Annotated in this window: 26 protein-coding genes; 9 read left to right on the top strand and 17 right to left on the bottom strand. The window is 70.8% G+C overall.

Translation table 11 applies throughout. The features are described 5' to 3' along the window. Window positions 1-108 precede the first annotated feature (108 nt). Entirely contained in the window at window positions 109-465 is a 357-nt protein-coding gene (locus tag ACQPY4_RS01705; protein WP_433331645.1) for a hypothetical protein, read from the top strand. 50 nt (window positions 466-515) lie between these two features. Here the strand turns inward: ACQPY4_RS01705 and ACQPY4_RS01700 are convergent, their stop codons facing one another. From ACQPY4_RS01700 to ACQPY4_RS01680, 5 genes are all read right to left on the bottom strand, one after another. Then, on the bottom strand, window positions 516-1,589 hold the full coding sequence (locus ACQPY4_RS01700) for a CU044_5270 family protein (RefSeq protein WP_433331643.1): 1,074 nt from the start codon (window positions 1,587-1,589) through the stop codon (window positions 516-518). Continuing rightward, window positions 1,586-2,116: an RNA polymerase sigma factor gene (locus ACQPY4_RS01695; RefSeq protein WP_433331641.1), complete on the bottom strand. Its 531-nt coding sequence runs from the start codon at window positions 2,114-2,116 to the stop codon at window positions 1,586-1,588. The genes ACQPY4_RS01700 and ACQPY4_RS01695 overlap by 4 nt, the downstream gene beginning before the upstream one ends. A gap of 65 nt (window positions 2,117-2,181) precedes the next feature. Continuing rightward, complete coding sequence (locus ACQPY4_RS01690) at window positions 2,182-3,372, bottom strand: RNA polymerase sigma factor (RefSeq protein ID WP_433331639.1); 1,191 nt, start codon at window positions 3,370-3,372, stop codon at window positions 2,182-2,184. Further along, complete coding sequence (locus ACQPY4_RS01685; RefSeq protein WP_433331637.1) at window positions 3,369-3,740, bottom strand: YciI family protein; 372 nt, start codon at window positions 3,738-3,740, stop codon at window positions 3,369-3,371. The genes ACQPY4_RS01690 and ACQPY4_RS01685 overlap by 4 nt, the downstream gene beginning before the upstream one ends. A gap of 100 nt (window positions 3,741-3,840) precedes the next feature. Then, the gene (locus ACQPY4_RS01680) at window positions 3,841-5,046 is read right to left on the bottom strand and encodes an acetyl-CoA C-acetyltransferase (protein WP_433331635.1); all 1,206 of its coding nucleotides are present in this window, start codon (window positions 5,044-5,046) and stop codon (window positions 3,841-3,843) included. A gap of 118 nt (window positions 5,047-5,164) precedes the next feature. Between ACQPY4_RS01680 and ACQPY4_RS01675 the strand changes: the two genes are divergently transcribed. Continuing rightward, on the top strand, window positions 5,165-6,709 hold the full coding sequence (locus ACQPY4_RS01675; RefSeq protein WP_433331633.1) for a 3-hydroxyacyl-CoA dehydrogenase: 1,545 nt from the start codon (window positions 5,165-5,167) through the stop codon (window positions 6,707-6,709). Beyond that, window positions 6,709-7,866 (top strand): acyl-CoA dehydrogenase family protein, encoded by a 1,158-nt coding sequence (locus ACQPY4_RS01670; RefSeq protein ID WP_433331631.1) that lies wholly within the window; start codon window positions 6,709-6,711, stop codon window positions 7,864-7,866. The genes ACQPY4_RS01675 and ACQPY4_RS01670 overlap by 1 nt, the downstream gene beginning before the upstream one ends. Before the next feature lie 340 nt (window positions 7,867-8,206). On the opposite strand, the gene ACQPY4_RS01665 is transcribed toward ACQPY4_RS01670, so the two are convergent. Beyond that, the gene (locus ACQPY4_RS01665; RefSeq protein WP_433331629.1) at window positions 8,207-8,602 is read right to left on the bottom strand and encodes a hypothetical protein; all 396 of its coding nucleotides are present in this window, start codon (window positions 8,600-8,602) and stop codon (window positions 8,207-8,209) included. Window positions 8,603-8,854: 252 nt separating this feature from the next. Between ACQPY4_RS01665 and ACQPY4_RS01660 the strand changes: the two genes are divergently transcribed. Next, complete coding sequence (locus tag ACQPY4_RS01660; protein ID WP_433331627.1) at window positions 8,855-9,274, top strand: hypothetical protein; 420 nt, start codon at window positions 8,855-8,857, stop codon at window positions 9,272-9,274. A 12-nt stretch (window positions 9,275-9,286) separates the two neighbouring features. On the opposite strand, the gene ACQPY4_RS01655 is transcribed toward ACQPY4_RS01660, so the two are convergent. The 3 genes from ACQPY4_RS01655 to ACQPY4_RS01645 are packed head-to-tail and all read right to left on the bottom strand — an operon-like array spanning window position 9,287 to window position 10,703. Beyond that, complete coding sequence (locus ACQPY4_RS01655; protein WP_433331625.1) at window positions 9,287-9,652, bottom strand: VOC family protein; 366 nt, start codon at window positions 9,650-9,652, stop codon at window positions 9,287-9,289. 23 nt (window positions 9,653-9,675) lie between these two features. Continuing rightward, window positions 9,676-9,921 carry a DUF397 domain-containing protein gene (locus ACQPY4_RS01650; protein ID WP_433331623.1) on the bottom strand — a complete coding sequence of 82 codons (246 nt, stop codon included), beginning with the start codon at window positions 9,919-9,921 and terminating at the stop codon, window positions 9,676-9,678. Beyond that, on the bottom strand, window positions 9,912-10,703 hold the full coding sequence (locus ACQPY4_RS01645) for a helix-turn-helix domain-containing protein (protein WP_433331621.1): 792 nt from the start codon (window positions 10,701-10,703) through the stop codon (window positions 9,912-9,914). The genes ACQPY4_RS01650 and ACQPY4_RS01645 overlap by 10 nt, the downstream gene beginning before the upstream one ends. A 182-nt stretch (window positions 10,704-10,885) precedes the next feature. Between ACQPY4_RS01645 and ACQPY4_RS01640 the strand changes: the two genes are divergently transcribed. Both ACQPY4_RS01640 and ACQPY4_RS01635 read left to right on the top strand, forming a co-directional pair. Further along, a complete protein-coding gene (locus ACQPY4_RS01640; protein ID WP_433331619.1) occupies window positions 10,886-11,332 on the top strand; it encodes an ATP-binding protein in 447 nt (148 codons plus the stop codon). A 110-nt stretch (window positions 11,333-11,442) separates the two neighbouring features. Beyond that, complete coding sequence (locus ACQPY4_RS01635; RefSeq protein ID WP_433331617.1) at window positions 11,443-12,999, top strand: carboxylesterase/lipase family protein; 1,557 nt, start codon at window positions 11,443-11,445, stop codon at window positions 12,997-12,999. A gap of 65 nt (window positions 13,000-13,064) precedes the next feature. Here ACQPY4_RS01635 and ACQPY4_RS01630 read toward each other — a convergent pair whose 3' ends face one another. The 4 genes from ACQPY4_RS01630 to ACQPY4_RS01615 form a co-directional block, all read right to left on the bottom strand. Further along, on the bottom strand, window positions 13,065-14,303 hold the full coding sequence (locus ACQPY4_RS01630; RefSeq protein ID WP_433331615.1) for an RNA polymerase sigma factor: 1,239 nt from the start codon (window positions 14,301-14,303) through the stop codon (window positions 13,065-13,067). Beyond that, window positions 14,300-14,623: a YciI family protein gene (locus tag ACQPY4_RS01625; RefSeq protein WP_433331613.1), complete on the bottom strand. Its 324-nt coding sequence runs from the start codon at window positions 14,621-14,623 to the stop codon at window positions 14,300-14,302. The genes ACQPY4_RS01630 and ACQPY4_RS01625 overlap by 4 nt, the downstream gene beginning before the upstream one ends. 114 nt (window positions 14,624-14,737) lie before the next feature. Next, complete coding sequence (locus ACQPY4_RS01620) at window positions 14,738-15,118, bottom strand: YdeI/OmpD-associated family protein (RefSeq protein WP_433331611.1); 381 nt, start codon at window positions 15,116-15,118, stop codon at window positions 14,738-14,740. Between the two features lie 53 nt (window positions 15,119-15,171). Beyond that, window positions 15,172-16,404 carry an MFS transporter gene (locus tag ACQPY4_RS01615; protein WP_433331609.1) on the bottom strand — a complete coding sequence of 411 codons (1,233 nt, stop codon included), beginning with the start codon at window positions 16,402-16,404 and terminating at the stop codon, window positions 15,172-15,174. 47 nt (window positions 16,405-16,451) lie between these two features. Between ACQPY4_RS01615 and ACQPY4_RS01610 the strand changes: the two genes are divergently transcribed. Both ACQPY4_RS01610 and ACQPY4_RS01605 read left to right on the top strand, forming a co-directional pair. Continuing rightward, on the top strand, window positions 16,452-17,837 hold the full coding sequence (locus ACQPY4_RS01610; RefSeq protein ID WP_433331607.1) for a PLP-dependent aminotransferase family protein: 1,386 nt from the start codon (window positions 16,452-16,454) through the stop codon (window positions 17,835-17,837). An 84-nt stretch (window positions 17,838-17,921) separates the two neighbouring features. Beyond that, window positions 17,922-19,010, top strand: coding sequence for a helix-turn-helix transcriptional regulator (locus ACQPY4_RS01605; RefSeq protein ID WP_433331605.1), 1,089 nt, complete (start codon window positions 17,922-17,924; stop codon window positions 19,008-19,010). 90 nt (window positions 19,011-19,100) lie between these two features. Here ACQPY4_RS01605 and ACQPY4_RS01600 read toward each other — a convergent pair whose 3' ends face one another. Both ACQPY4_RS01600 and ACQPY4_RS01595 read right to left on the bottom strand, forming a co-directional pair. Beyond that, on the bottom strand, window positions 19,101-19,475 hold the full coding sequence (locus tag ACQPY4_RS01600) for a DUF4180 domain-containing protein (RefSeq protein ID WP_433331603.1): 375 nt from the start codon (window positions 19,473-19,475) through the stop codon (window positions 19,101-19,103). After that, window positions 19,468-19,905: a helix-turn-helix domain-containing protein gene (locus ACQPY4_RS01595; protein ID WP_433331601.1), complete on the bottom strand. Its 438-nt coding sequence runs from the start codon at window positions 19,903-19,905 to the stop codon at window positions 19,468-19,470. Before ACQPY4_RS01595 ends, ACQPY4_RS01600 begins: the two co-directional genes overlap by 8 nt. Window positions 19,906-19,972: 67 nt before the next feature. On the opposite strand from ACQPY4_RS01595, the gene ACQPY4_RS01590 reads away from it, so the two are divergent. Next, window positions 19,973-20,365 (top strand): nuclear transport factor 2 family protein, encoded by a 393-nt coding sequence (locus tag ACQPY4_RS01590; RefSeq protein WP_433331599.1) that lies wholly within the window; start codon window positions 19,973-19,975, stop codon window positions 20,363-20,365. Window positions 20,366-20,458: 93 nt separating this feature from the next. On the opposite strand, the gene ACQPY4_RS01585 is transcribed toward ACQPY4_RS01590, so the two are convergent. Together ACQPY4_RS01585 and ACQPY4_RS01580 are read right to left on the bottom strand one after the other, a co-directional pair. Next, window positions 20,459-20,695: a hypothetical protein gene (locus ACQPY4_RS01585; protein WP_433331597.1), complete on the bottom strand. Its 237-nt coding sequence runs from the start codon at window positions 20,693-20,695 to the stop codon at window positions 20,459-20,461. Window positions 20,696-20,706: 11 nt separating this feature from the next. Next, on the bottom strand, window positions 20,707-21,303 hold the full coding sequence (locus ACQPY4_RS01580) for a dihydrofolate reductase family protein (protein WP_433331595.1): 597 nt from the start codon (window positions 21,301-21,303) through the stop codon (window positions 20,707-20,709). Between the last annotated feature and the right edge of the window lie 1,104 nt (window positions 21,304-22,407).

The raw sequence follows: 22,407 nt of genomic DNA, 5'->3' as shown, positions 1-22,407 counted from the left end.
GAGCCGTTCTAAAGCCATCATGAAGATCGTCTTGGGCGGCTTCATGCTGCCTTCAGGCCGGGTCCGCGAGGGTCGGGGCGTTCATCCGAAGTCTCGGAAGGGAATCCCATGAAGAAGAAGATCCTCGGCGGCTCCGTGCTCGGCGCCGGGCTCGGTCTCGCTGCCCTGTTCACGTTCTCGGGGCTGGCCTCCGCCGAGACCGGTGGGACGCCCAAGGTCACGGTGACGTGCGGCATCGCCGTCGCGCCGCCCGAGGGCCCGGCTGGGAAGGGCGCGGTGTCGTCGGCCGAGCGCGCGGGCGGCGGGACGTCGTCCGATGTGAAGGGTGCGCCCAGCATCTCCAGGGTCGAGATGAAGGACGGCAAGCTCTCCATCGACGGGAAGGAGCACCCGATGCCGGCCGACTGCGACGGCAAGCCCCTGTCGATCACCGTCGCCGACGACGCCTCCGCGACCAAGAAGTAGGCCGGATCGCGCCGCCGCCCGGTGGGGGCCTGGGCGGCGGCGCGAACACCTCAGCGGGGGGTGTGGTTGGTCCAGGTGATTTTGGTGATCGTGGTGGAGGTGTGGGGCGCGCCTGCCAGGAGGGTGTCTCGGGCCAGTGGGCGGCCCTGGGTGTCGATGATCAGGCGTTTCTGGACGGTGCCTTTCGAGGTGCGGGTGGTGGCCGTGACGGCGGTGCCCTTGCGGCCCTGGGAGTCGGTGACGGGGCCGGACGCCTCGATGGTCTTCAGGTCGGCGAGCATCCGGAAGGCGGCGGCCCTGACCTTGGGCGTGACGGGCATCGCGGTGATGAGGCCGGCGGTGACGTCGAAGAGCCATTCGTCGGACGGCTGGCGGACCGACAACGCCTCGGTGCTGTGGCCCGTGTACCAGCGTAGGAGGGACGCCTTGAGGCGGGCCGGGTCGGCGGGCAGGACGCTGAGGTCCTTGTAGGTGACGTTGCGTCCGAGCCAGTAGATCTTGTTGCCGTCGACCAGGTCGGATGAGCTGACCGTGGGCTTGCCCGGGGCGGTCGCGAAGACGGCGGGCTTGGTCATCTTGGCTCCGGGGCCGACCGGGATGCTGACCTTGAACGTGGTGGGAGCTCCGGCCTTCTTCCAGGCCGTCACGTCGGCGGGCGTGGCGGGGCGGGCGCCGAGGTACTGCTGCCTGCCCCACATCTTGAGGCCGGGCTTGGTCGGGGCGTACTCGTCGGACCGCTCTTCGGTGACGATGGTGTAGCCGCCTGCGCGGTAGTAACCACGCTGGACGGTCTGGATGTGCCAGTAGGTGCCGGACGCGGCGGGCTCGGCCTCGGCCTTCTCGGCGGCGCCGAGCAGGAGGGAACGGGCGGTCAGCGGCGGCTGCGCGACCGAGGGGGCCGAGGGGTCGCCCGGCTGGTGGAGTGCGGTGGCGACCAGCGCGGCCGCGGCGGCCGCGGCGACCAGGCCCAAGCCCCAGGCCGGACGGACGCGACGCTTCGCCGGGAGGCGGGACGACGCCATGGCCCGCGTCAGTTCGTTCTCCCGGGTGGCGGCGTCGGGGGCGCCGGGGGTCAGTTCGTCGGGACGGGCCTCGGCCAGCGTCCGCATCACGTCGTGCTTCATGACATCTCCTTGATCGCGACGCTCGGGAGCCGCTTGGCGGGGGTCTGGGGGTCCATGGCCTGGACGAGCCGCTTGCGGGCGCGGTGCAGGCGGACGCGGAGGGCGGCCGGGCTGCAGCGGACGACCTTGGCGGCCTGGCGCGGGGTGAGACCCTGCCAGGCGACCAGGACGAGGATCTCGCGGTCATCCTCGGGGATCTCGGCCATGGCGCGCAGGACGGCCAGCCGTTCGGCGACGCCCTCGGCGACGTCGTTCTCGGCGGTCCGCGCCCAGTGCTGGTATTCGGTGGCCAGCGCGGCCCGCCTGGCGTCGGCGCGGACGGTGTCGCGCAGGACGTTGCGGGCCACGCCCAGCAGCCAGGGCAGGGCGGGTTCGGGCACGTCGGCGAGCCTGCGCCAGGCGATGGCGAAGGTCTCGCTCACCACCTCGTCGGCGCACTGGCGGCCGCCCCGGCTGACGGCGTAGGCCCACACGTTCTGCCTGTATGCGTCGTACATCGCCGTGAAGCGCTCGGCCTCATCGGCCATCGGCCGCACCTCCCGTTCGTCGTGGTGTGTTCCAACACCGGGAAGTGGTCCGGGCGGGGCCATCGTTACAGGCGATCTCGCAGCGCCGCGATCCGTGATTCGAGATACCGGCGTTCGGCCAGGCTGGCGGTGCCCCGGGCGGCGCGTTCGTAGGACTCGCGGGCCGCGTCCAGGTCTCCGGCCTTCTCCAGGAGGTGGGCGCGGACGGAGTGGAGCCGGTGGTGGCCGGCCAGGCGGTCGTCGGTGTCGAGGTCGGCCAGCAGGCCGAGCCCGGCGTCCGGCCCCTGGGTCTCGGCGAGGGCGATGGCCCGGTTGAGGGTGACCATGGGGTTGGGGGCGATCCGTTCGAGGATCAGGTAGAGGGCGTGCACCTGCCGCCAGTCGGTCTCGCCGGGGTTCGCGTGGGTCGCGGCGATGGCGGCCTGCACCTGGTAGGGCCCCAGCGGCGCGTGCGCCATGGCCTTGGTGAGCAGTTCGGTGCCCTCGTCGATGAGGGTCCGGTCCCATAGGGCGCGGTCCTGGTCGGCCAGCGGGACGAGGTCGCCCTCCGGGGTGGTGCGGGCGGCGCGGCGGGCGTCGGTCAGCAGCATCAGGGCCAGCAGCCCGGCGACCTCGCCGTCGTCGGGCCGCAGCCGATGGACCTTGCGGGTGAGCCGGATCGCCTCGCGGGCCAGGTCGGGACGGTGCAGCTCGCCGCCGGACGACGCGGTGTAGCCCTCGTTGAAGATCAGGTACAGCACCCGCAGGACGACCTCGGCCCGCTCGGGACCGGGGTCGGAGTCGGTGAAGCGGCCCCCGGCGGCCTTGATGCTCTGCTTGGCGCGGCTGATCCGGGCGGCCATCGTGCTTTCGGGGACGAGGAAAGCACGGGCGATCTCGGCGGTGGTCAGTCCGCCCACGGCACGCAGCGTGAGGGCGGTCTGCGACGCGGGCGTCAGCGCCGGATGGCAGCACAGGAACAGCAGGGCGAGCGTGTCGTCGGCGTCCGGGACCTCCGGCTCGACGGCCCGCAGGGCGTCGTTGAGCTCGCGGGCCCTGCGGGCGCTGTCGCTGCGGATCTGGTCGATGAGGCGGCGGGTGGCGGTGGTGAGCAGCCACCCGCGCGGGTTGGCGGGGACGTCGCCCGCGGGCCATTCGAGCAGGGCCTCCTGGACGGCGTCCTCGCACTCCTCGAACCGCCCGTGGCGGCGGACGAGCACGCCGAGGACCTGCGGCGCCAGCTCGCGCAGCAGGTCCTCGGTGGCGCCGGGCGTCATACCTCCAGCTGCCCCTGGGAGAACATGACCTGGCGGACCTCGATGCCCAGCCCCTCGATCTTGGCGTCGGGGATGAGGGCGGCCAGTTCGAGCGCCCGCTCGCGGTTCTCACAGTCGACCATGTAGAAGCCGCCGAGGAACTCCTTGGACTCCAGGAAGGGGCCGTCGGTGACGATGGCCCGGCCGTCGCGGACGCGGACGACGGAGGACTGCGACGGGTCGGCGAGCGCCTGGGTGTTGATCATTTCGCCGGACGCGGTGATGGCCTCCATGAAGGCCTGGTGCCCGGCGCCGATCTCCTGCCGCTCCTCGTCGGTCAGCGACTCCATGACGGCCGGGTTGATGTGCATGCTCAGCACGAACTTCATCTCTACTCCTCGTGGCGATGGCCCTGTCTCGGGCTCTTCACCGGTTGGTCGGAGCCGCCGCGCGCTTCTTGACATCGGGCCGAAGATTTTTCGGAGATATCTAGGGAAGGCGTTCAAAGACGGCCGCGAGGCCCTGGCCGCCGCCGATGCACATGGTCTCCAGGCCGTAGCGGGCCTGGCGACGGTCCAGCTCGCGGGCCAGCGTGGTGAGGATGCGGGCCCCCGTGGCGCCGACGGGGTGGCCGAGCGAGATCCCCGAGCCGTTGACGTTGACACGGTCGAGATCCTTCAGGCCCCACTCGCGGACGACGGCCAGGGCCTGGGCGGCGAACGCCTCGTTCAGCTCGATCAGGTCGAGGTCGGCGAGGGTGAGGCCCGCCCGTTCCAGCGCCCTGGCCGTGGCCGGGACGGGCCCGATGCCCATCGTGCGCGGCGGCACCCCGGCCCTGGCCCACGACACGAGCCGGACGAGCGGACGCAGCCCCAGCTCGGCCGCGCGCTCGGCGGTGGTGACGACGCAGAGGGCGGCGGCGTCGTTCTGGCCGCTGGAGTTCCCGGCCGTGACGGTCGCCTCGGGGTCGCTCTTCCCCAGGACGGGACGCAGCGCGCCCAGCCCTTCGAGCGTGGTGTCGGGACGCGGATGCTCGTCGGTGTCGACCACGGTGTCGCCCTTGCGGCCCCGGACGGTCACGGGGACGATCTCGTCCGCGAACCGCCCGTCGCCCTGCGCGGCGACAGCCCTCTGGTGCGAGCGCAGGGCCAGCTCGTCCTGCTCCCGGCGGCCGATGCCGTACTCGCGGCGCAGGTTCTCGGCCGTCTCCAGCATCCCGCCGGGCACCGGGTGGTGGACGCCACCGGCGGTGACGCGGCCCCGGGCGAGCGAGTCGTGCAGTTCGAGGCCGGGCCCGCGGATGCCCCACCGCGCCTCGACGGTGTAGAAGGGCGCGGAGCTCATGCTCTCGGCGCCGCCCGCGATCACCACGTCGCTCACGCCGGTCTGCACCTGCATGGCGGCGTCCAGGACGGCCTGGAGGCCCGAGCCGCAGCGGCGGTCGACCTGGGAGCCGCCGGTCTCGACCGGCAGCCCGGCGTCGAGGGCGGCGACGCGGCCGATGGCGGGCGCGTCCATGGTGGGGTAGCTGTGCCCGAGGATCACTTCGTCGACCGCGGCGGGGGGCAGCCCCGTGCGGTCCAGCAGCGCCCTGATCACCGTGGCGGCCAGCTCGGCGGGCGGCACGGTCTTCAGTGCCCCGCCGAAGCGCCCGATGGGGGTACGCAGCGGCTCGCAGATCACCGCGTCGCGCATCGTCTCTCCTCGTGTCCCCTGGTCATGGAATCTTCCCGGCCTCGACCCGCAACCTACCCGCGCCGATCTTGGAATGGCAGGGTTGAATGCTTCCGACACCGCATCGAGGGAGATGACGATGGATCAGTGGGCCGAACGGGCTGGAACGGTCCGGGTGATCGGGACCGGGGTGATGGGACGCGGCATCGCCCAGCTCGCGGCCGCGGGCGGGCTCGACGTCGAGCTGGCCGACGCGCGCCCCGAGGCCGTCGGCGAGGCGATCGAGCACGTCGGCGCCATGTTCGGCCGTCTGGCCGCCAAGGGCCGCATGACCGGCGACGAGGCCGAGGCGGCACGGGCCAGGCTCCGCCCGATCGCCGACCCGCTCGCGCCCGCGACGGGCTGCGACCTGGTGATCGAGGCCGTCCGCGAGGACCTCACGACCAAACGGGAGCTGTTCGCGGCGCTGGAGAAGGTCTGCCCGGACGGCACCGTCCTGGCCACCAACACCAGCTCGCTGTCGGTGACCTCCATCGCCACCGCGCTGGACGACCCGTCCCGCCTGGCCGGGCTGCACTTCTTCAACCCGGTGCCGCTGATGCGGCTGGTCGAGGTGATCCCGGGCGCCCGCACCGCCCCCTGGATCACCGGCGCCCTGTCCGACCTGGTGCGGCGCCTGGGCCACGAGCCCGTCACCGCCCCCGACACCCCCGGTTTCCTGGTCAACCACGCCGGGCGCGGCCTGCCCACCGAGGCCCTGCAGATCCTGTCCGAGGGCATCGCCGAGCCCGCCGACATCGACCGCGTCGCCCGTGACGTCCTCGGCCTGAGGATGGGCCCGTTCGAGCTGATGGACCTCACCGGGCTGGACGTCTCCCACCCCGTCCTGGAGATCATCTGGTCGGGCTTCCACACCGAGCCGCGCCTGCGCCCCTCGCGCATCACCCGGTCGCGTCTGGACGCCGGCCTGCTCGGACGCAAGACCGGCGAGGGCTTCTACCGCTACGTGGACGGCGTCAAGCAGGAGGACCCCGAGCCCGAGCCCCCCACCGCCGAGCCGCACCCGATCTGGGTGGACGACACCGAGCCCGGCATCCGCGCCGCGCTCGGCGCACTGCTGGCCGAGGGCGGCGCCCAGGTCGAGCAGGGCGCCTTCCCCTCCGACACCGCCGTCATCCTGGTGGCCCCCTTCGGCATCAGCGCCGCCAGCTACGCCGGGGCGCACGGCATTCCCCTCGAACGGACCCTCGGCGTCGACCCCCTCGGCGGCTTCGCCTCCCGCCTCACCCTCGCCGTCCACCCCGCCGTCGACCCGGCCGCCGGACGGGCCGTGCTGGCCGCCCTCGCCGCGACCGGACGTCCCGTCACCGTCGTCCGCGACGCCCCCGGCTCGATCGCCCAGCGGCTCCTCGGCTCGATCATCAACGTGGGCTGCGCGATCGCCGAGCAGCGCCTGGCCCGTCCGGCCGACATCGACACCGCCGTCCGGCTCGCGCTCGGCTACCCCCGGGGCCCGCTCGAATGGGGCGACCACGCCGACCCCGCCACCGTGCTGCAGATCCTCTACGGCCTCCACGACACCACCGGAGACCCCCGCTACCGGCCCAGCCAGTGGCTCATCGAGCGCGCCGAGCTGAACCTGTCCCTCACCGCCCCCGGCACCGCCCCTGGAGACCTTTACTGATGGACCTGGAACCCAACGAGACCCAGAAGGCCTTCAAGAAGCTCGCGGCCGACTTCGTCAACGCCGAGATCGTCCCCCACACCCGCGAGTGGGACCGCCGCGAGGAGGTCGACCAGGGCATCGTCACCCGCCTGGGCGACCTGGGCTTCCTCGGCCTCGGCATGCCCGAGGCGTACGGCGGCACCCCCGCCGACACCCTCAGCTACGCGATGGTCATCGAGGAGCTGGGACGCGGCGACTCCTCCGTCCGGGGCATCGTCTCGGTCTCGCTCGGCCTGGTCGCCCGCTCCATCGCCAACTACGGCACCGAGGAGCAGAAGGAGCGCTGGCTCCCCCGCCTGGTCGCGGGCGAGGCCCTCGGCTGCTTCGCGCTCACCGAGCCCGAGACCGGCTCGGACGCCGCCTCCCTCACCGGCCGCGCCGACCGCGACGGCGACGGCTGGGTGCTGAACACCCAGAAGATGTTCATCACCAACGGCACCTGGGCCGAGGTCGCGCTGGTCTTCGTCCGGTCGGACGAGGGCATCACCGCGTTCCTCGTGCCGACCGACACCCCCGGTTTCACGGCGAACACGATTCACGGGAAGCTCGGCCTGCGCGGCCAGGCCACCGCCGAACTCGTACTGGAGGACGTCCGCGTCCCCGACTCGGCCCGTCTCGGCAACCCCGGCAAGGGTCTTGGGATCGCCCTGGCCGCGCTCACCAAGGGCCGCATCTCGGTCGCCGCCGGGGCCGTCGGCCTCGCCCAGGGCGCGCTGGACGCCGCCGTCCGCTACGCGGGCGAACGCGAGCAGTTCGGCCGTCCCATCGCCGCCTTCCAGCTCGTCCAGGAGCTGCTCGCCGACTCGGCCGTGGAGATCGAGGCGGCCCGCCTCCTCACCTGGCGCGCGGCCTGCCTGGTCGACCGCGCGGCGCCCCGCGACCAGCTCACCACGGCGGCCTCCATGGCCAAGTACCACGCCAGCGAGACCGCCGTGAAGGTCGCCAACAACGCCCTCCAGGTCTTCGGGGGCTACGGCTACACCGACGAGACCCCGGTCGGAAAGTACGTCCGCGACGCCCGCGTCCTCACCCTCTACGAGGGCACCAGCCAGATGCAGAAACTCATCATCGGCCGAGCCCTCACCGGCGTGGACGCCCTGACCCCCCACCGCTGACCCCGAACCGCGCCCCCTCCGACCGTGCCGAATGCATGGCCGGAGGGCTGACGGCGGCCGCCCCGAGCGACGCGCATCCACCCGAGGCGTCGCGGCGGCCGCCCCGAGCGACGCGCATCTGCCCGAGAGGTCGCGGCGGCCGCGCCCCGAGCGACGCGCATCCACCCGAGGCGTCGCGGCGGTCGCGCTCCGACCCCACGCGAACCCAGCCGAGATCGGGACCCGAGCGGCCGGCTGGCCGAAGTGGTCGAGCCTCCTCGCCCGCGCAGCGGTGGGGGCGCCGCGATTGGGGCCCCTGGCGCCGCCGCTGCGGCGGTGGCGCGGCGCGGACGCTGCCCGATCAGGTGGACCCGATGCTGAAGGATTCCGTCGCGCCGGTGTAGGTGGTCACGCCGCTGGTGATGCACCGTTCGCCCCATTCGATGAGCGAGCCGGTGGAACGGCCGGTGACGCTGGAGGTCTGCGACCTGAACGGCCCCTCGCTCACCACACCTCCATCCAGGCTCCAGGTGTGCGCGTCGATACGGATACCAGTCTGCGAGATCGTCGAGGAGGTGCCATCGCTCCAGCTGATGGTGAGCTTTCCGTGCCCGACCGCGAACGGGCCGGTGCAGTTGCCGGTGCCCGAGCCGACGAGACGGAAGACACCGCCGGTGATCTTCGGGTTCGACGGGGAGTCGCAGTCGCCGAGATCGCCGTGGGCCTGGATCTGGATGGTCTGCTTCTTGAACGTCACACCCGGGTTGAACTGGGCGTTGAAGTCGCCACCGTGACAGGTGATGCCGGGGTCCGCGGCGACCGTCGGGGCCGCGCGCGACGGACTTGCCCGAGGCCAGGTCGTAACCGCCGTCGCGCAGCATCAGCTCGTCGACCGACGTCAGCTCGGTGACCAGGCCGTACCAGACGCGCCGCACGAACAGGTCGTCCGGCTCGTCCACCTCACGGGGAGCGCCCGCGTCCATGGGTTGATTTTCCTCATGGTGTATCAATGCCGGATCAGGGCCACGGGGTGCCGGTCGTCGCCGTCGCCAGGCGGCGGATGGCCGGGAGCGCCACGTCCCGGTGCGCCACCGAAGGGTTGCGGCTGGCATGGCCGTTTGACAGCGTCGGCGCCATGGAGGAGCGGACGTCCTGGCGCACCCCAGCCCGAAAGCTCATCACGACCGCGGCCGTGGTCATCGGGTGGGGCTCGACGGTGATCCTTTGCTTTCCCGCTGCCTGGTACCTCGGCATCATCGTGTCGGGCTGGGAGGAGCCCAGCCCGCACATCATCAACGGCGCCGACCGGAACCCGCTCTACAGCGGCGCCGCGTTCATGATGATCGTCAGCCTGGTCGTGCTGCTGACGCTGTCAACCGTTCTCTGGGTCCGGCTGATCAGGTGGATCATCGCGCGCGGCCGCCGCTGACTCCTAGGTTTGTCAGCCCGAGGTGTCCTGCACCGACCAGCGGTTCCCGTCCGGGTCACTGAAGTACAGGAAGGCGCCACCCGGCCCGCGCTCGACCTCGCCGACCTCCAGCCCACGCCCGTCGAGTTCCGCCTTGGCCGCCTCGATGTCGTCCACGACGAGCTGCAAGCCGGGGCTCGTGCCCGGCGTAGCCTCGATCATCCCCTTGCCAATCGCGATCGAGCACGCCGACCCGGGCGGGGTCAGCTGCACGAAGCGCAGCTCATCGCTGACCTTGTGGTCGTGGTCGAGGTTGAATCCGGCCTTCTCGGTGTAGAAGGCGATCGCCTTGTCCACGTCGGACACGGGCACGAAGGCGAGCTCAAGCTTGAAGTCCATACCAGTCCTGTCTAGATCGTTCCTCAGGCGTCGTCCCTGATCCGAGCGGTGAACGCCCGCCACGCATCCTGGCTGATCGCCAGCTTAGGACCATCAGGATCCTTGGAGTCCCGCACCGCCACAACCCCACCAAGCGGCGCAACTTCAACACACTGCCCACCGTTGGAGCTGCTACGGCTGCTCTTACGCCACGCCGCTACTTCGATGCATTGGCCGCCGTTGGACCCGCTACGGCTGCTCTTGCGCCAGATGGCACCGGTCAAGTCCATCGATCTTCCGCCGTCCTTCTTATGAGTTCGAGGGAGTCGCGTTCCGGAAGGGAGTGGGTCCGGATGGTCTCCCAGACGTCATTGAGGTTTTCGAGGTCCTCAGAGTTTCGGGTGATCTGACCTCGGAGGGCCGTTTCCACGTACGCTACCTCGCCCTTACCTGCACCGAGAGAGGCAAGGACGAAAGATCCTTGAACGCCATGGTGGAAGCCGAACGGAAGAACCTGAACGCTGACTCGATCAGATGACGCAGCCTGCACGACATGGTGGAGTTGCTCGTTCATGACCTGAGCATCCCCGAACGGGCGGTGCAGGACAGCCTCGTCCATGACGAAGCGAAGTTTGATGGGCGGAGGGTCCTGCCGAGTGAGGACATGCTGTCGATCCAGCCGTGCCGCGATCGCGTCCTCGTTTCCGCCGAGGAGGTCCGCGGCGTAAGCAGGTGTTTGGAGGAGACCGTCGATGACAGCGAGTTGGAAGGTACGAAGGACATTGGACTTGGTCTCGATGATGGGCCACTCGCCGAACCATGGCGGATAACGCTCGACCTTGGACTTGCGGTAGTCGAGTGTTCGAAGGAAGTGACCGTCGGTGCCGAAGACGGCGTCGCATGCCTTGGCGAAGTCTGGGACGGCTGGGACGTGGCCGTTCTCGATGCCGCTGATGAGCGAGTGGCTGAACTTGATGAGTTCGGCGAGCTGGAGCTGGGTGAGCCCGGCGGCCTCGCGGCAGAAGCGGAGTTCGCGGCCCCATATGGCTTTGGGGCTGTATGGGTCGGTCATATCGCTCCCTACCTTCGGGGGGTTCAACGACCTTCAAGACCGGGCGGCTGTCTTCAAGGTTGTTGGGCATGTGGTGAAGCGCGTACCCACGGTAGTCCGGGCCGGTCAGGCTGAGGACGGATTTGGAAACCGACCGGAGCCGGAGGGAGTGCCCGGTGTATGAAGCGGGTGGGACGGGGATCATGCGTCGCGATCGCGGGGAGCTGTCCAGGCCGTCCGGGAGGGTGCTGTTCAGCGCGCGGCTGCCCGCGCGGCCGGAGGCGGTGGAGGTGGCGCGGCATCAGATCCGGGACATGCTGCGGCTGCACGGGGCCGACCGGGTCGCGGCGGACGACGCCGAGCTGCTGGCGTCGGAGGTCGTGACGAACGGCGTCGTCCATGTCGGGGCGAACCAGCCCGGCACCGAGCTGGTGTTCTCGCTGATGCGGGACGGAGATCGGCTGCTGGTGGAGGTGCACGATCCGAGCCGGGAGCTGCCGTGCCCGCGTGAGCGTCCGGGCGAGCTGCGCGAGTCGGGGTGGGGCCTGTTCATGGTCGGCATGGTCGCCGCCGACCATGGCGTCCATCTGACCGAGAACAAGGGCAAGGTGATCTGGTTCGAGCTGCCCGCCTGGCCCCGGGAGCGCTAGAAGAGTGGGCTTTTCTCCACCCCCATGCGCACCTTCGCCCCACTGATCGGCGCTTCGGCGATCAATAGCGTCGTGGACATCGAAGAACGCTAACGGGAGGCGGAAATCTGATGTCCACGAACGGGAAAGCAGCGCGCATCGCGGTGGTGGGGGCGATCATCGCGGCGGGTTCGGGTGTGTTGACCGGTGGGGCTGCTCAGGCGAGCACGGATGGCTCGGTCGTCTCTACCGACAAGGGGCGGGTGCGCGGCACGGTCGCCAAGGACCACCGCGTCTTCCAGGGGATTCCCTACGCGGCTCCGCCCGTGGGGGCGCTGCGTTGGCGTGCGCCGCAGGCGGCGGCTCCGTGGACCACGACCCTCGACGCCACCAAGCCCGGCAAGGCGTGCCCCCAGCCCGAGGGGACGCCGATGAGCACGCCGAGCACGAGCGAAGACTGTCTGCGGCTCAACGTCACCACGCCCGCGAACCCAACGGGCGGGAAGCTGCCGGTGATGGTGTGGATCCATGGCGGCGACTTCGCCTTCGACAGCGCCATCAATTACGGGGCGCGCGCCCTGGCCGCGCGTGGCGGCGTGGTCGTGGTTTCGATCGATTACCGGCTGAGCGCCTTCGGTTTCCTCGCGCACCGTTCGCTCCCCGACGCGGGCAACCTCGGAATCGAGGACCAGCAGGCCGCGCTTCGGTGGGTCCGGACGAACATCGGGGCCTTCGGCGGCGACAGCCGCAACGTCACCCTGTTCGGCGAATCCGCCGGAGGACACAGCATCTGCGGGCATCTGATCTCCCCCGGATCGGGCGGGTTGTTCCACCGCGCGATCATGCAGAGCAGCCCCTGCGAGAACGCCGAGCACCGCACCCGGGAGTCCGCCGAGAAGTACGGGGCCGAACTGGCGTCCAAGCTCGGTTGCGGCGACGCCGCGTGCCTGCGCCGCCAGAAGGTCGCCGACCTGCTCAAGGCCGCCGGGACCGTCCCCGGCAACCCCGGGTTCGGACGCCTCGGCCCGCTGTTCGGCGACCGCGTCCTGCCCCTGCATCCCAAGGAGGCCCTCGCGTCCGGACGGTTCAACCGCGTCCCGGTGCTGTTCGGGACCACCCGCGACGAGGAGCGGCTCCGCGTGTGGGGCATCGAGCTCGGCGGCAAGAAGCCGCTCACGCGCCGGGCCTACAGGGCCCACATCAAGGAGGCCTACGGCAAGAACGCGCCCGCCGTCCTCGCGCGATACCGCGGTTACGACTCGCCGAGCCTGGCGCTCGGCGCCGTCCTGACCGATCACGAGTGGTCGCGCGCCGCCGTCGACACCGGCAGGGCCTTCGGCAAGTGGGTTCCGACGTACTCCTACGAGTTCGCCGAGAACACGGTGCCCTGGTTCAAGAACCTCAAGCGGCCGAGCTTCCCGATGGGCGCCTTCCACACCGGAGAGCTCGCCTACCTGCTGGAGCCCGCCTTCTCCGAATCCCTCGACCCCGCACAGCGCCGCCTTTCGCACCGGATGATCGGCTACTGGACGTCCTTCGCCCGCACCGGCGACCCCAACTCCGGCGGGGCCCCGGCCTGGAAGCCCTGGCCGTCCGTCCAGGCCCTGGCCTCCGGCCCGCACGGCATCAAGCCCACCGACTTCGCCAAGGCGCACAAGTACGAATTCTGGAAGCGCCTCTCCCACTGACCGCTCCGAGGCCGGGGCCCGCGCCGGGCCCCGGCCAGAACTCAGGTCAGAACGGCTACTCCGCGTCATTCGATGGCGAGTTGGTCGCGGCGGCGGGTCAGGTAGGCGGTCTCGGCGGTGTTGCCCGCGAGCGCGATGGCCCTGTCGTAGGCCGCGCGTGACTCCTGGCTGCGGCCCAGGCGGCGCAGCAGGTCGGCGCGGGTGGCGTGGTAGGCGTGGTAGCCGTCCAGGTCGTCCACGAGACGGTCGACGGCGGCCAGCGCCACGTCCGGTCCGTCGAGCTCGGCGACCGCGATGGCCCGGTTGAGGGCGACGATCGGGGACGGGTCGAGGCGGACGAGCTGGTCGTAGAGGGCGGCGATCTGGGACCAGTCGGTGTCGCGGGCGTCGCGGGCGGAGGTGTGCACCGCGTTGATCGCGGCGAGGATCTGGTAGCGGCCCGGGGCCATTCCGGTGGCCAGGCGCTCGCGCACCAGCCGATGGCCCTCGACGATCATCGCCGCGTCCCAGGCCCCGCGGTCCTGCTCGTTGAGCGTGACCAGCTCGCCGCGGGCCGAGACCCGGGCGGTGCGGCGGGCCTCGGTGAGGAGCATCAGCGCCAGCAGCCCGGCCACCTCACCGTCGTCCGGCAGGAGGACGCGGATCAGGCGGGTGAGCCGGATCGCCTCGGCCGTCAGATCGTGACGTACGGGATCGGTGTCGGGGCCGGTCGCCAGGTACCCCTCGTTGAACACCAGGTACAGGACGGCCAGGACGCCGGACACGCGTGCCGGGAGATCCTCCGCGGCGGGCACCCGATAGGGGATTCCGGCCGACTTGATCTTGGCCTTGGCGCGGGTGATCCGCTGCCCCACGGCGCTCTCCTGCACCAGGAAGGCGCGGGCGATCTCGGGCACGGTCAGACCGCCGACCATGCGCAGCGTCAGCGCGACGCGGGTCTGCGTCGCCAGCGCCGGGTGGCAGCAGGTGAAGATCAGCCGGAGCCGCTCGTCGTCGATGGCGCCGAGAGGCTCGGGCGGGTCGTCGTCGTACACCATCCGAGCCTCCTTGTGCTTGTCGTCGCGCTTGCTCTCGCGGCGGATCCGGTCGATCGCCCTGCGGTTGGCGGTGGTGGTCAGCCAGCCGCCGGGGTTGGGCGGCACGCCGTCGGCCGTCCACCGCTCGACGGCGGTCGCGAACGCCTCGGCCGCCGCCTCCTCGGCGATGTCGAGGTCACCGAACCTCCTGGTCAGAGCGGCGACGACCCGCGCCCACTCCCCGTGGTGGGCTCGGGTGATCGCCTCCTGGACGTCCACCGCGCTCATTGGAACGGCCGCACCTCGATCTTGCGATCGCAGACCTTCGACGCCTCGGCGGCGAGCTTGAGCGCCACATCCAGGTCGGGGGCCTCCCACACCCAGACGCCCGCGAGGTACTCCTTCGACTCCACGAAGGGCCCGTCGCTGAACACCGCCTGCTCGCCCCGGTTGTCGATGACCTTGGCCGTGGTGGTGTCGGCGAGCCCGCCCGCGAAGACCCAGTGGCCCTCGGCGATCAGCCGTTCGTTGAACGCGCTGATAGCGGGCAGCCGGTCGGTGCTGCCGGGATTGCTCTTGTCATCGATCACGGAAACCAGATACTGCATCTAAAGATCATCTCCCGTCATGGACGTCGGCTTCATGATCGCGGATCCCTTCTCCGGGCGGCCGCTCACCTCTTCCACGAACGCCGACGCCCCGATCCGACACATCGTCCGCGATTATTCACGCCCGGCGGCCGGTCGGGTCGTGTTCGCGTACCAGCGGCCGTCGGCCTTGGCCGCGGCGATGGCGGCCAGGCCGGGAGCGCGCAGCCGGTTCGCCGCCGCGAGGGCCTCGACCTTGGCGACGTTGACCTTGGACCACGGGCTCTTGGCGCGGCGGGGCGAGTAGCGCTGGAGGAAGTGCGTCCCGTCCAGGCCCCGGCGGTGGCTGTCGATCCAGCCCCAGCACAGCGCGCCGTCCAGTGCCTCGGTGATGGTGAGCGAGGTCAGGCCCGAACCCTTCTTGGGGATCTTCAGCCAGATCTCGGTGCGGCGGTCGTGGTTGGCGGCCAGCCAGGCGTCCCACTGGGCGGCGTCTTCGAACTCGATGGCGTCCATGCTTTCGAGGCTAGAGACCCTTGTGGAACGTACGGTTCCTCAAGTCGACCGGATCATCCGCCCAACCGGCCGAGTCCGGGTGGGACGAACCGGCGATCGGACACCGTGTGCGGACCGGCGGAATCCGGCTCCGGCCCCGGTCGATCGCCGCGCACCGCCAGGACGAGCCCGGCGAGCATGAACGCCGCGCCCAGGACGCAGACGGCCCCCCAGTCACCGGTGCGATAGGCGGCGGTACCGGCGACGGCCCCGATCACACCGCCGAGCGTGTAGACGGTCATGTACGCCGAGGCGACCCGGGACCGGGCCCCGTCGACCAGCCCGTAGACCACGTTCAGGTTCAGCAGATGCGTGCCGTGGACCGCCGCGTCCATCGCCAGCAGGCCCACGACCAGCCAGATCAGCTGCTCGCCGCCCTGCCCGATCGCGCCGAACGACACCGCGCCCAGGACGAGCAGGAGGGCGGTCAGAAGTCGTTGCCGTCCTCGTCCGGCCGCGCGTCCGGCCATCTGGGCGGCCAGCGCGCCCGCCAGCCCGACCAGCGCGAACAGGCCGATCTGCGCCTCGCCGAAACGATGCGGGGGCGCCGCCAGCCGGAACGCGACGGTCGCCCAGAAGACGCTGAAGGCCGCGAAGGCACAGGCGCCGATGAACGCGCGCCGCCGGAGCACCGGCTCGCGCACCGCCAGCCGCGCCGTCGCCCTGAGCTGCCGGGCGTACCCGATCGCCACCTCGGGCGGCGCCGATGCCACGACCCTCGACACCAGGGCCGCCAGCAGGACGGCGATCAGCGCGGCGAAGGCGAACAGCGCACGCCACCCGGCCAGATCGGCGACCAGGCCCGCGAGCGTCCGCGACAGCAGGATGCCGATCAGCCCCCCGGTCAGCATCGTCGCGACCGCGAGCGCGCGCTCCCCGGGGCCGGCGAGGGTCGCGGCGTACGACACGAGCACGTTCACCACCCCGGCGCTGGCCACCCCGACGACCACGGTGGCCGCGAGCAGGACACCGGCGGTCGGCGCGACGGCCGTGACCGCCAGCGCCGCCGCGTCGGCGCACAGCAGCAGGCGCACCAGCGTCCGGCGCCGCACGATGTCGCCCAGCGGGACGACCAGCACCAAAGCCAGCAGATAGCCGAGCTGCCCGGCACCCGGCAGGAGGCCCACCGTGGCGTCGTCCCCGTATGACCGCGAGATCTCGGGCAGCAGCGGTTGGCAGTAGTACAGGTTGGCGATCGTCAGCGCGCTCACCGACGCCAGCAGCCTGATGATCCATCGAGTCGTCACGCCGGGGACGCTACGCAACGATTGGGCCGTTGTTATGATCCAGCTCTATGCCGGAAAAGTGGCCCAATCTCGGCGTCGACCTGCATCTCGAGCTCGACCCGGCCGGTGGGCGCCGGGCGGCGCTGGAGCACGCGCTGCGCTCGGCCGTGCGAACCGGACGGCTCGCACCCGGCACCCGGCTGCCCGCCAGCCGGGCCCTCGCCACCGATCTCGGCCTGTCGCGCGGGACGATCCGCGCCGCCTACGACCAGCTCATCGCCGAGGGCTACCTGACCGCGCGCCAAGGCTCGGGCACGATCGTGGCCCCGCTGCCCGGACGGCTCCCCGCCGCACCGCAGGCCCGCTGGAACCTGGTTCCGCCCCGCCACGACCTGCGTCCGGGCAGCCCCGACGTCTCGGCGTTCCCCCGCGCTCGCTGGCTCCGGTCGGCCCGCCGCGCGCTCACCGCGGCACCCGCCGACGCCTTCGGCTACGCCGACCCGCGCGGACGCGTCGAACTGCGCACCGCCCTGGCCGACTACCTCGGCCGCGTCCGCGGCGTCCTCACCCACCCCGACCTGATCGTCGTCACCAACGGCTACCCCCAGGCGCTCACCCTGCTCGCCAGCGCGATCGGCGGCACGGTCGCCCTGGAGAACCCGGGCGTCGGCACCCATCGCGACATCGTCCACCGCGCGGGCGCCGCGGTCGTCCCGCTGCCCGTGGACGAGCGCGGCGCCCGCACCGACCTGCTCGACGCGACCGTCACCGCCGTCGAGGTGACCGCCGCCCACCAGTACCCCACCGGCCACCCGCTCCATCCCGACCGCCGCCGGGCCCTGATCGCCTGGGCGCGCGACAGCGGCGGCGTGGTCATCGAGAACGACTACGACGGGGAGTTCCGCTACGACCGGCAGCCGATCGGCGCCGTCCAGGGCACCGCCCCCGATCACGTCGTCTACCTCGGCACGGCGTCCAAGACCCTGGGCCCCGCCCTCCGCCTGGCCTGGATGGTGCTGCCGCCGCACCTGCTGGAGCCGGTCATGGAGGCCAAATGGCTCAGCGACCGCCACACCGAGACCCTCAGCCAGCTCACGCTGGCCGACTTCATCACCACCCACGCCTACGACCGCCACATCCGGGCGTCCCGGCTGCGCTACCAGCGCCGCCGCGACCAGCTCCTGGCCGCCCTCGAACCGTCCGGCCTGCGCGTACGCGGCGTCGCCGCCGGGCTCCAGTGCCTGCTCGACCTGCCACCCGGCGGCCCCACCGAACACGACGTCCTGCGGGCCGCCGCCGCCCACGACCTGGCCCTCGGCCACCTCGGCGACCGCTGGCACGACCAGAGCCCCGACCACCCGCAGGGCATCATCATCGGCTACGCCCGTCCCGCCCTCCACACCTATCCGGCGACCCTCACCACCCTCACCCAGGTCCTGCACCACCTCGCCTGACAGGGCGGGTGACCGTGACCGGACACCAGGGTCAGGGATTACCCGGATGGCGGGGCGGGCCACGCGGGGTTCATGCTACGGAGAGTGAAGGAGTCGTCCCAGAAGGCGGTGGGGTTTGCGATGGCCGGGGGCCTGGATCGGGCGAGCGTGGACCAGATGGCGCGGGATCTGTGCGCGCAGGCGCACCGGGGAGCCGGCGTGGCCGAGCTGGGCGAGGTGATCTCGCGGGCGCTGGCGCCCCTCGTGGCGCACGACGCGGCGCGGCTGGTGGGCGCCAACCCGGCGGCCAGGCTGGCCTCGTTCAGCTTCTGGCACGGGCTGGAGTCCGACCTGGGCCGGGCCTGGCTGCACAACTTCTTCGCCGGCACCAACCCCCTCTCCGTGCCCGACCTGCTCCGCGGGCCGGTGCCCGCGGGCGTGCTGGGAGCCGGCGACCGACCACGCGACCGTCGGGCCCAGCGACGGCTGGCCGCCCACGGGGTGGGCAGCGAGCTGCGGCTGGTGTTGCGCGATGCCCGCGGTGTCTGGGGCACGCTGGGCCTGCTGCGCGCCCAGGGCGGACGGCCGTTCGACGATGCGGACCTGACCCGGGTCGCGTCCTTGGCGCCGGCACTGATGGCGGTCCTGCGCGCCCACGTCACCTCCGCCGCGCTGGTACCGGGCGTCGCGGCACCACCGGCCGGGACGCTCATCGTCAACGACGCCCACGCCATCCGCGCGACCACCCGGCACGCCCGCACCTGGCTGCAGCTGATCCGGGCCCCGCTGCCCGACCGGGAATGGATCGTCGAGCCGTTCCTGGTCTACCTGGCCGGCAAGGCGCTCCGGCACGCCCACGAACCGCGCGCCACCCGCCCGCTGGTGGTGGCGCCCGCCGCCAGCTTCGGCCGATGGACGGCCGTCCAGGCCGAACCGCTGGACGACGGCAGCGGAGACATCGCGATCATCATCCAGCCCGCCGCGGGTGAGCAACTCCTCCCGGCCTTCTGCGACTGGTACCAGATCACCCCTCGCGAAAGCCAGATCCTCGCCCACCTGCGCAAGGCGATGGCGCCCAAGCAGATCGCCCGCCACCTCGACCTCTCACTGCACACCATCAACGACCACCTCAAGGCGATCTACGCCAAGGCCGGCGTCGGCGGCCGCGACGAACTCCTCACCGCGCTCGGCTGACCGCGCCCCACGCGAAGAATCCCCATGAGAACACGACGCCGGGGCCCCGAAAGCGCCGATCCGGGGTGGAGGCACGCCACATGACCGCCGCTACGAACCGGCGTTCATCGGTCGGAGGCGGGCGTCGAGCGCGTCGAGGTCGGGGACGAACCAGACGTGGCCCGCCGCGTTCGACTCGCGGACGAGAGCACGCAGCGCCGAACTCGCGGCCAGGTGCGCGGAGATGTCGCCGACGACGGCCAGCCGCACCCGGTAGTTGACGAACTTCTGCATGATCTCGCCCGCGACGCGGGTGCTCAGGGTGAAGAACCGTTCGTCCAGCCGGTCCACGGGCACGGCGACCAGCTCGGTTCCGAAGGACGCGCCGATCAGGTCGAGCGCGTCCTGCGTGGACGCCACGCGCGGCCCGTCCGGGTCGCACACCAGCACCGAAACACCCGCCCGCTCCTGCACGACGTCAGGCATCGTCGCCCCCCGATCCGAAGAGACCGCCGTCGATGAAGCTCTCAAGCAGGCTCAGCAACTCGGCCGTGGCGGCGGCACCGCCCAGAATCACGATCTTCATCCGGTTCCGCTCCCCGTCGTGGACGACCTGCACCCGCAGCGGGTGCGCGAGGTCATGGCCGGTGTTCGCCGCGCCGAGCACGAGCGTCCCGAGCCGGTCGGCGGTGGCGCGGTCGACCCCGTCCACCTGCACGATGCTCGACACCTCCATCGACACGGCGTGAGGCTCGGCCCGTCCGGTCAGCGCCTGGAGGTCGGCGGCGGCGATCCGGTACTGCTTGCCGATCCGCGTCGCCGCGAGCCGCCCCGACCGGATGTAGCCCCGGACGGTACGCACATGCAGCCCAAGAAGGTCTGCCACCTCCTCGACCGAGTACAGTTTCTCCCTCATCGCTCCCTAACATAGTGCAGATAGGGAGTGTTAGGGAACTTTACCGACACCGTCTACGCTGGGCTCCATGGGGCAGGACGCGGAAACGGCGCCTCGCGCCGAGGTGGTCGCCGTCTCGCGGGCCTGGGCGGCCGCGATCGTTTCGAACGACGCCGCTCGTATCGGTGACTTCATGACCGACGACTGGGTGATCGTCTCGGAGTCGGGGGTGGCGTCCAAGCCGGACTTCCTGGCCATGATCGCCTCCGGGGACCTCACCCACTCGGCCATGGACACCGTCGGGGAGCCGCTCGTCCGCTTCCACGACGGCACCGCCGTCCTCACCGCGCGGGTGACCAACACCGCGCACTACCGGGGACAGCGGTTCGACGCCGACGAATGGACCACGGACGTCTTCGTCCACCGGGACGGCCGCTGGCTGTGCGTCCACAGCCACATCACGCCGGTGGCATCGGCCTGAGGCGCCGGCATCAGCCGGTGCCTGAGGAACCCGTCCGCCCCGACTCCGGCCGAGCCGTCCTCGCCCGCGGGGGGCCGTCCGCGGGGGACCGGATCATCCGGCCGTGCAGGACGCGCACCACCTCAGCCGCCCCGCCCAGCAGCAGACGATCAGGCCGCACACACTCGGGGGACGGACCTCCGCACGCGGCGACGGCACGGAGTGGTCGTGGGCGCCGGGCGAGGGCGGGGTCGCCTCGTACCGGCCGTGGGTGTGCGCCTCATGGTGGCTGCCGCCCTCACTCGGCACGTCTACGCCCGTATCGGGCCATGCGCTCGCGTGCAGGTCCATGGTCATCTCACCTAGGCGCCGGCGGCCGGACGGTAGACGACGAGGCTCACGCCCGCCGGGCTGACGGACGAGGAGACGTGCTCGAAGGTGCGCAGCACACCGTCGGAGGGGTAGATCGTCTTGCCGCCCCCGAGGATCACCGGCATGACCAGGAGCCGGAGCTCGTCGACCAGGCCCTCCTCGAACAGGGCGCGCGCGAGCGTGGGGCTGCCCATCATCCCCAGGTCGCCGCCCTCGGTCTCGCGCAGCCCGCGGATGGTGGCCATGGCCTTGTCGCCGGGGATGAGGTGGGAGTTGTTCCACGTCAGGTCATCCTGGGACAGCGTCGAGGACACCACGTACTTGCGCATGGAGTTCATCGTCTCGGCGAAGGGGTCGTCGGTGACGTTCGGCCAGACGGCCGCCATCCCCTGCCAGTTCTTCCGCCCGTACAGGAAGGCATCGGTGGTGGCCATGCCCTCGGCGAGGAATCCGCCGACCGACTCGGGGTCGAAGAACGGGTGCGTCCAGCCACCGTTGGTGAAGCCGCCGTCGGTGTCCTCGTCGGGGCCGCCGGGGCCCTGAACGACGCCGTCCAAGCTCATGAACTGACTGATGACGATGCGCATGGCGCCGCTCCTGTTCGGTGATCAGCTTCCGTATCCACGAGAAACCATATCTCTCGGATACCGAATACTCTAGACACTGTTTCCCGACCCCCGCAAGCCCATCCCGGACGGGGCGCGGCCACCCGCCCCCACCCCGGACACCGCGCGGAGCGCGGACGGCCCGATGCGCGACACAAGGTAACCGAGGAGACGAGAACGCCGCCCTTGCGGCCCTTGAGGTCGATCCAGCACCCCGAAGTACGCCCTCACCCGTCCACAGTCACCCACGAAACGGTGCTGCTTCGAAAACGTTCTTGTGGAGCATTTTCAAATGACGTTCATAACCATGGTTCCCGCCAGCGATACGAGTGCGATATATGGACGGCAGCCCGATCACTGAAGATTGTCTTTATGGAAGGATCTAGAAAAGCGCTGCCCCTCCAGAGTCGCCACAAATCCATGAGCCTGCCAATCATGGCCAATCACAACCAATCAATTACCTTAAGGCAGCCCGAAGTCTCACCCAAGTGCTGGTCTCGTGCCCCGAAACTTCGCACCATGTTCTCCGTTGTCGTTTGACGGTCCAACCGCCAAGACGACCAACTCCAGTGGGGAGTGGCACCTCAGAGCCGACTCCTCCTACCGAGGGCTCTGTCTGTTGGTCCAGGCGAGCGTCAGGTAACCGGGCGGCTCCTCGTTGCAGCGAGGGGCCGCCCATTTTGTACGGCTCACAATGAGCATGGTTGAACCGCGTACCATCCAGCCTTTTTCCGTTTGTTCCACAATAGATCTCACTTCCCTTTTGCCCGATTTCAGAAAGAGTCGCGCAGTGTATCAAGCCTGAACCCGCAGTCAGGCTGAGATGCTCCATCTCGGATGGAATCGGATTCGACGTCTGTGTGATGTTGCTCTTCACGCTGAATGCTCTTGTTAGAGATCCTGGTCACGGGCAGGATAGATTTGCAATCAGTTGGGTCGAGTGGTGTACGCCGTTGACCCGGGGAGCACCCCGTCAGTCTGCAAACGACGGTGTGCTCCCTGACGTCTTTCACCCCTCGCCCCTATGCCTGGGCCAACCCAAGAAGTGGCGTCCTGAGACCATTTGGACGGGTCTCGGGGCGCCAC

Source organism: Spirillospora sp. CA-294931 (assembly GCF_050946795.1).
Classification (GTDB): domain Bacteria; phylum Actinomycetota; class Actinomycetes; order Streptosporangiales; family Streptosporangiaceae; genus Spirillospora.
This window is presented reverse-complemented; position numbering and strand designations above follow the sequence as displayed.

Excerpts from the sequence above, each read along its gene's own strand:
- ACQPY4_RS01640 (WP_433331619.1), top strand. The coding sequence starts at position 10,886 with ATGCGTCGCGATCGCGGGGAGCTGTCCAGGCCGTCCGGGAGGGTGCTG.
- ACQPY4_RS01630 (WP_433331615.1), bottom strand. The coding sequence starts at position 14,303 with ATGAGCGCGGTGGACGTCCAGGAGGCGATCACCCGAGCCCACCACGGG.
- ACQPY4_RS01705 (WP_433331645.1), top strand. The coding sequence starts at position 109 with ATGAAGAAGAAGATCCTCGGCGGCTCCGTGCTCGGCGCCGGGCTCGGT.
- ACQPY4_RS01650 (WP_433331623.1), bottom strand. The coding sequence starts at position 9,921 with ATGGACTTGACCGGTGCCATCTGGCGCAAGAGCAGCCGTAGCGGGTCC.
- ACQPY4_RS01620 (WP_433331611.1), bottom strand. The coding sequence starts at position 15,118 with ATGGACGCCATCGAGTTCGAAGACGCCGCCCAGTGGGACGCCTGGCTG.
- ACQPY4_RS01610 (WP_433331607.1), top strand. The coding sequence starts at position 16,452 with ATGCCGGAAAAGTGGCCCAATCTCGGCGTCGACCTGCATCTCGAGCTC.
- ACQPY4_RS01695 (WP_433331641.1), bottom strand. The coding sequence starts at position 2,116 with ATGGCCGATGAGGCCGAGCGCTTCACGGCGATGTACGACGCATACAGG.
- ACQPY4_RS01600 (WP_433331603.1), bottom strand. The coding sequence starts at position 19,475 with ATGCCTGACGTCGTGCAGGAGCGGGCGGGTGTTTCGGTGCTGGTGTGC.
- ACQPY4_RS01590 (WP_433331599.1), top strand. The coding sequence starts at position 19,973 with ATGGGGCAGGACGCGGAAACGGCGCCTCGCGCCGAGGTGGTCGCCGTC.
- ACQPY4_RS01645 (WP_433331621.1), bottom strand. The coding sequence starts at position 10,703 with ATGACCGACCCATACAGCCCCAAAGCCATATGGGGCCGCGAACTCCGC.
- ACQPY4_RS01580 (WP_433331595.1), bottom strand. The coding sequence starts at position 21,303 with ATGCGCATCGTCATCAGTCAGTTCATGAGCTTGGACGGCGTCGTTCAG.
- ACQPY4_RS01655 (WP_433331625.1), bottom strand. The coding sequence starts at position 9,652 with ATGGACTTCAAGCTTGAGCTCGCCTTCGTGCCCGTGTCCGACGTGGAC.
- ACQPY4_RS01625 (WP_433331613.1), bottom strand. The coding sequence starts at position 14,623 with ATGCAGTATCTGGTTTCCGTGATCGATGACAAGAGCAATCCCGGCAGC.
- ACQPY4_RS01685 (WP_433331637.1), bottom strand. The coding sequence starts at position 3,740 with ATGAAGTTCGTGCTGAGCATGCACATCAACCCGGCCGTCATGGAGTCG.
- ACQPY4_RS01585 (WP_433331597.1), bottom strand. The coding sequence starts at position 20,695 with ATGGACCTGCACGCGAGCGCATGGCCCGATACGGGCGTAGACGTGCCG.
- ACQPY4_RS01635 (WP_433331617.1), top strand. The coding sequence starts at position 11,443 with ATGTCCACGAACGGGAAAGCAGCGCGCATCGCGGTGGTGGGGGCGATC.
- ACQPY4_RS01690 (WP_433331639.1), bottom strand. The coding sequence starts at position 3,372 with ATGACGCCCGGCGCCACCGAGGACCTGCTGCGCGAGCTGGCGCCGCAG.
- ACQPY4_RS01660 (WP_433331627.1), top strand. The coding sequence starts at position 8,855 with ATGCCGGATCAGGGCCACGGGGTGCCGGTCGTCGCCGTCGCCAGGCGG.
- ACQPY4_RS01675 (WP_433331633.1), top strand. The coding sequence starts at position 5,165 with ATGGATCAGTGGGCCGAACGGGCTGGAACGGTCCGGGTGATCGGGACC.
- ACQPY4_RS01680 (WP_433331635.1), bottom strand. The coding sequence starts at position 5,046 with ATGCGCGACGCGGTGATCTGCGAGCCGCTGCGTACCCCCATCGGGCGC.
- ACQPY4_RS01595 (WP_433331601.1), bottom strand. The coding sequence starts at position 19,905 with ATGAGGGAGAAACTGTACTCGGTCGAGGAGGTGGCAGACCTTCTTGGG.
- ACQPY4_RS01670 (WP_433331631.1), top strand. The coding sequence starts at position 6,709 with ATGGACCTGGAACCCAACGAGACCCAGAAGGCCTTCAAGAAGCTCGCG.
- ACQPY4_RS01700 (WP_433331643.1), bottom strand. The coding sequence starts at position 1,589 with ATGAAGCACGACGTGATGCGGACGCTGGCCGAGGCCCGTCCCGACGAA.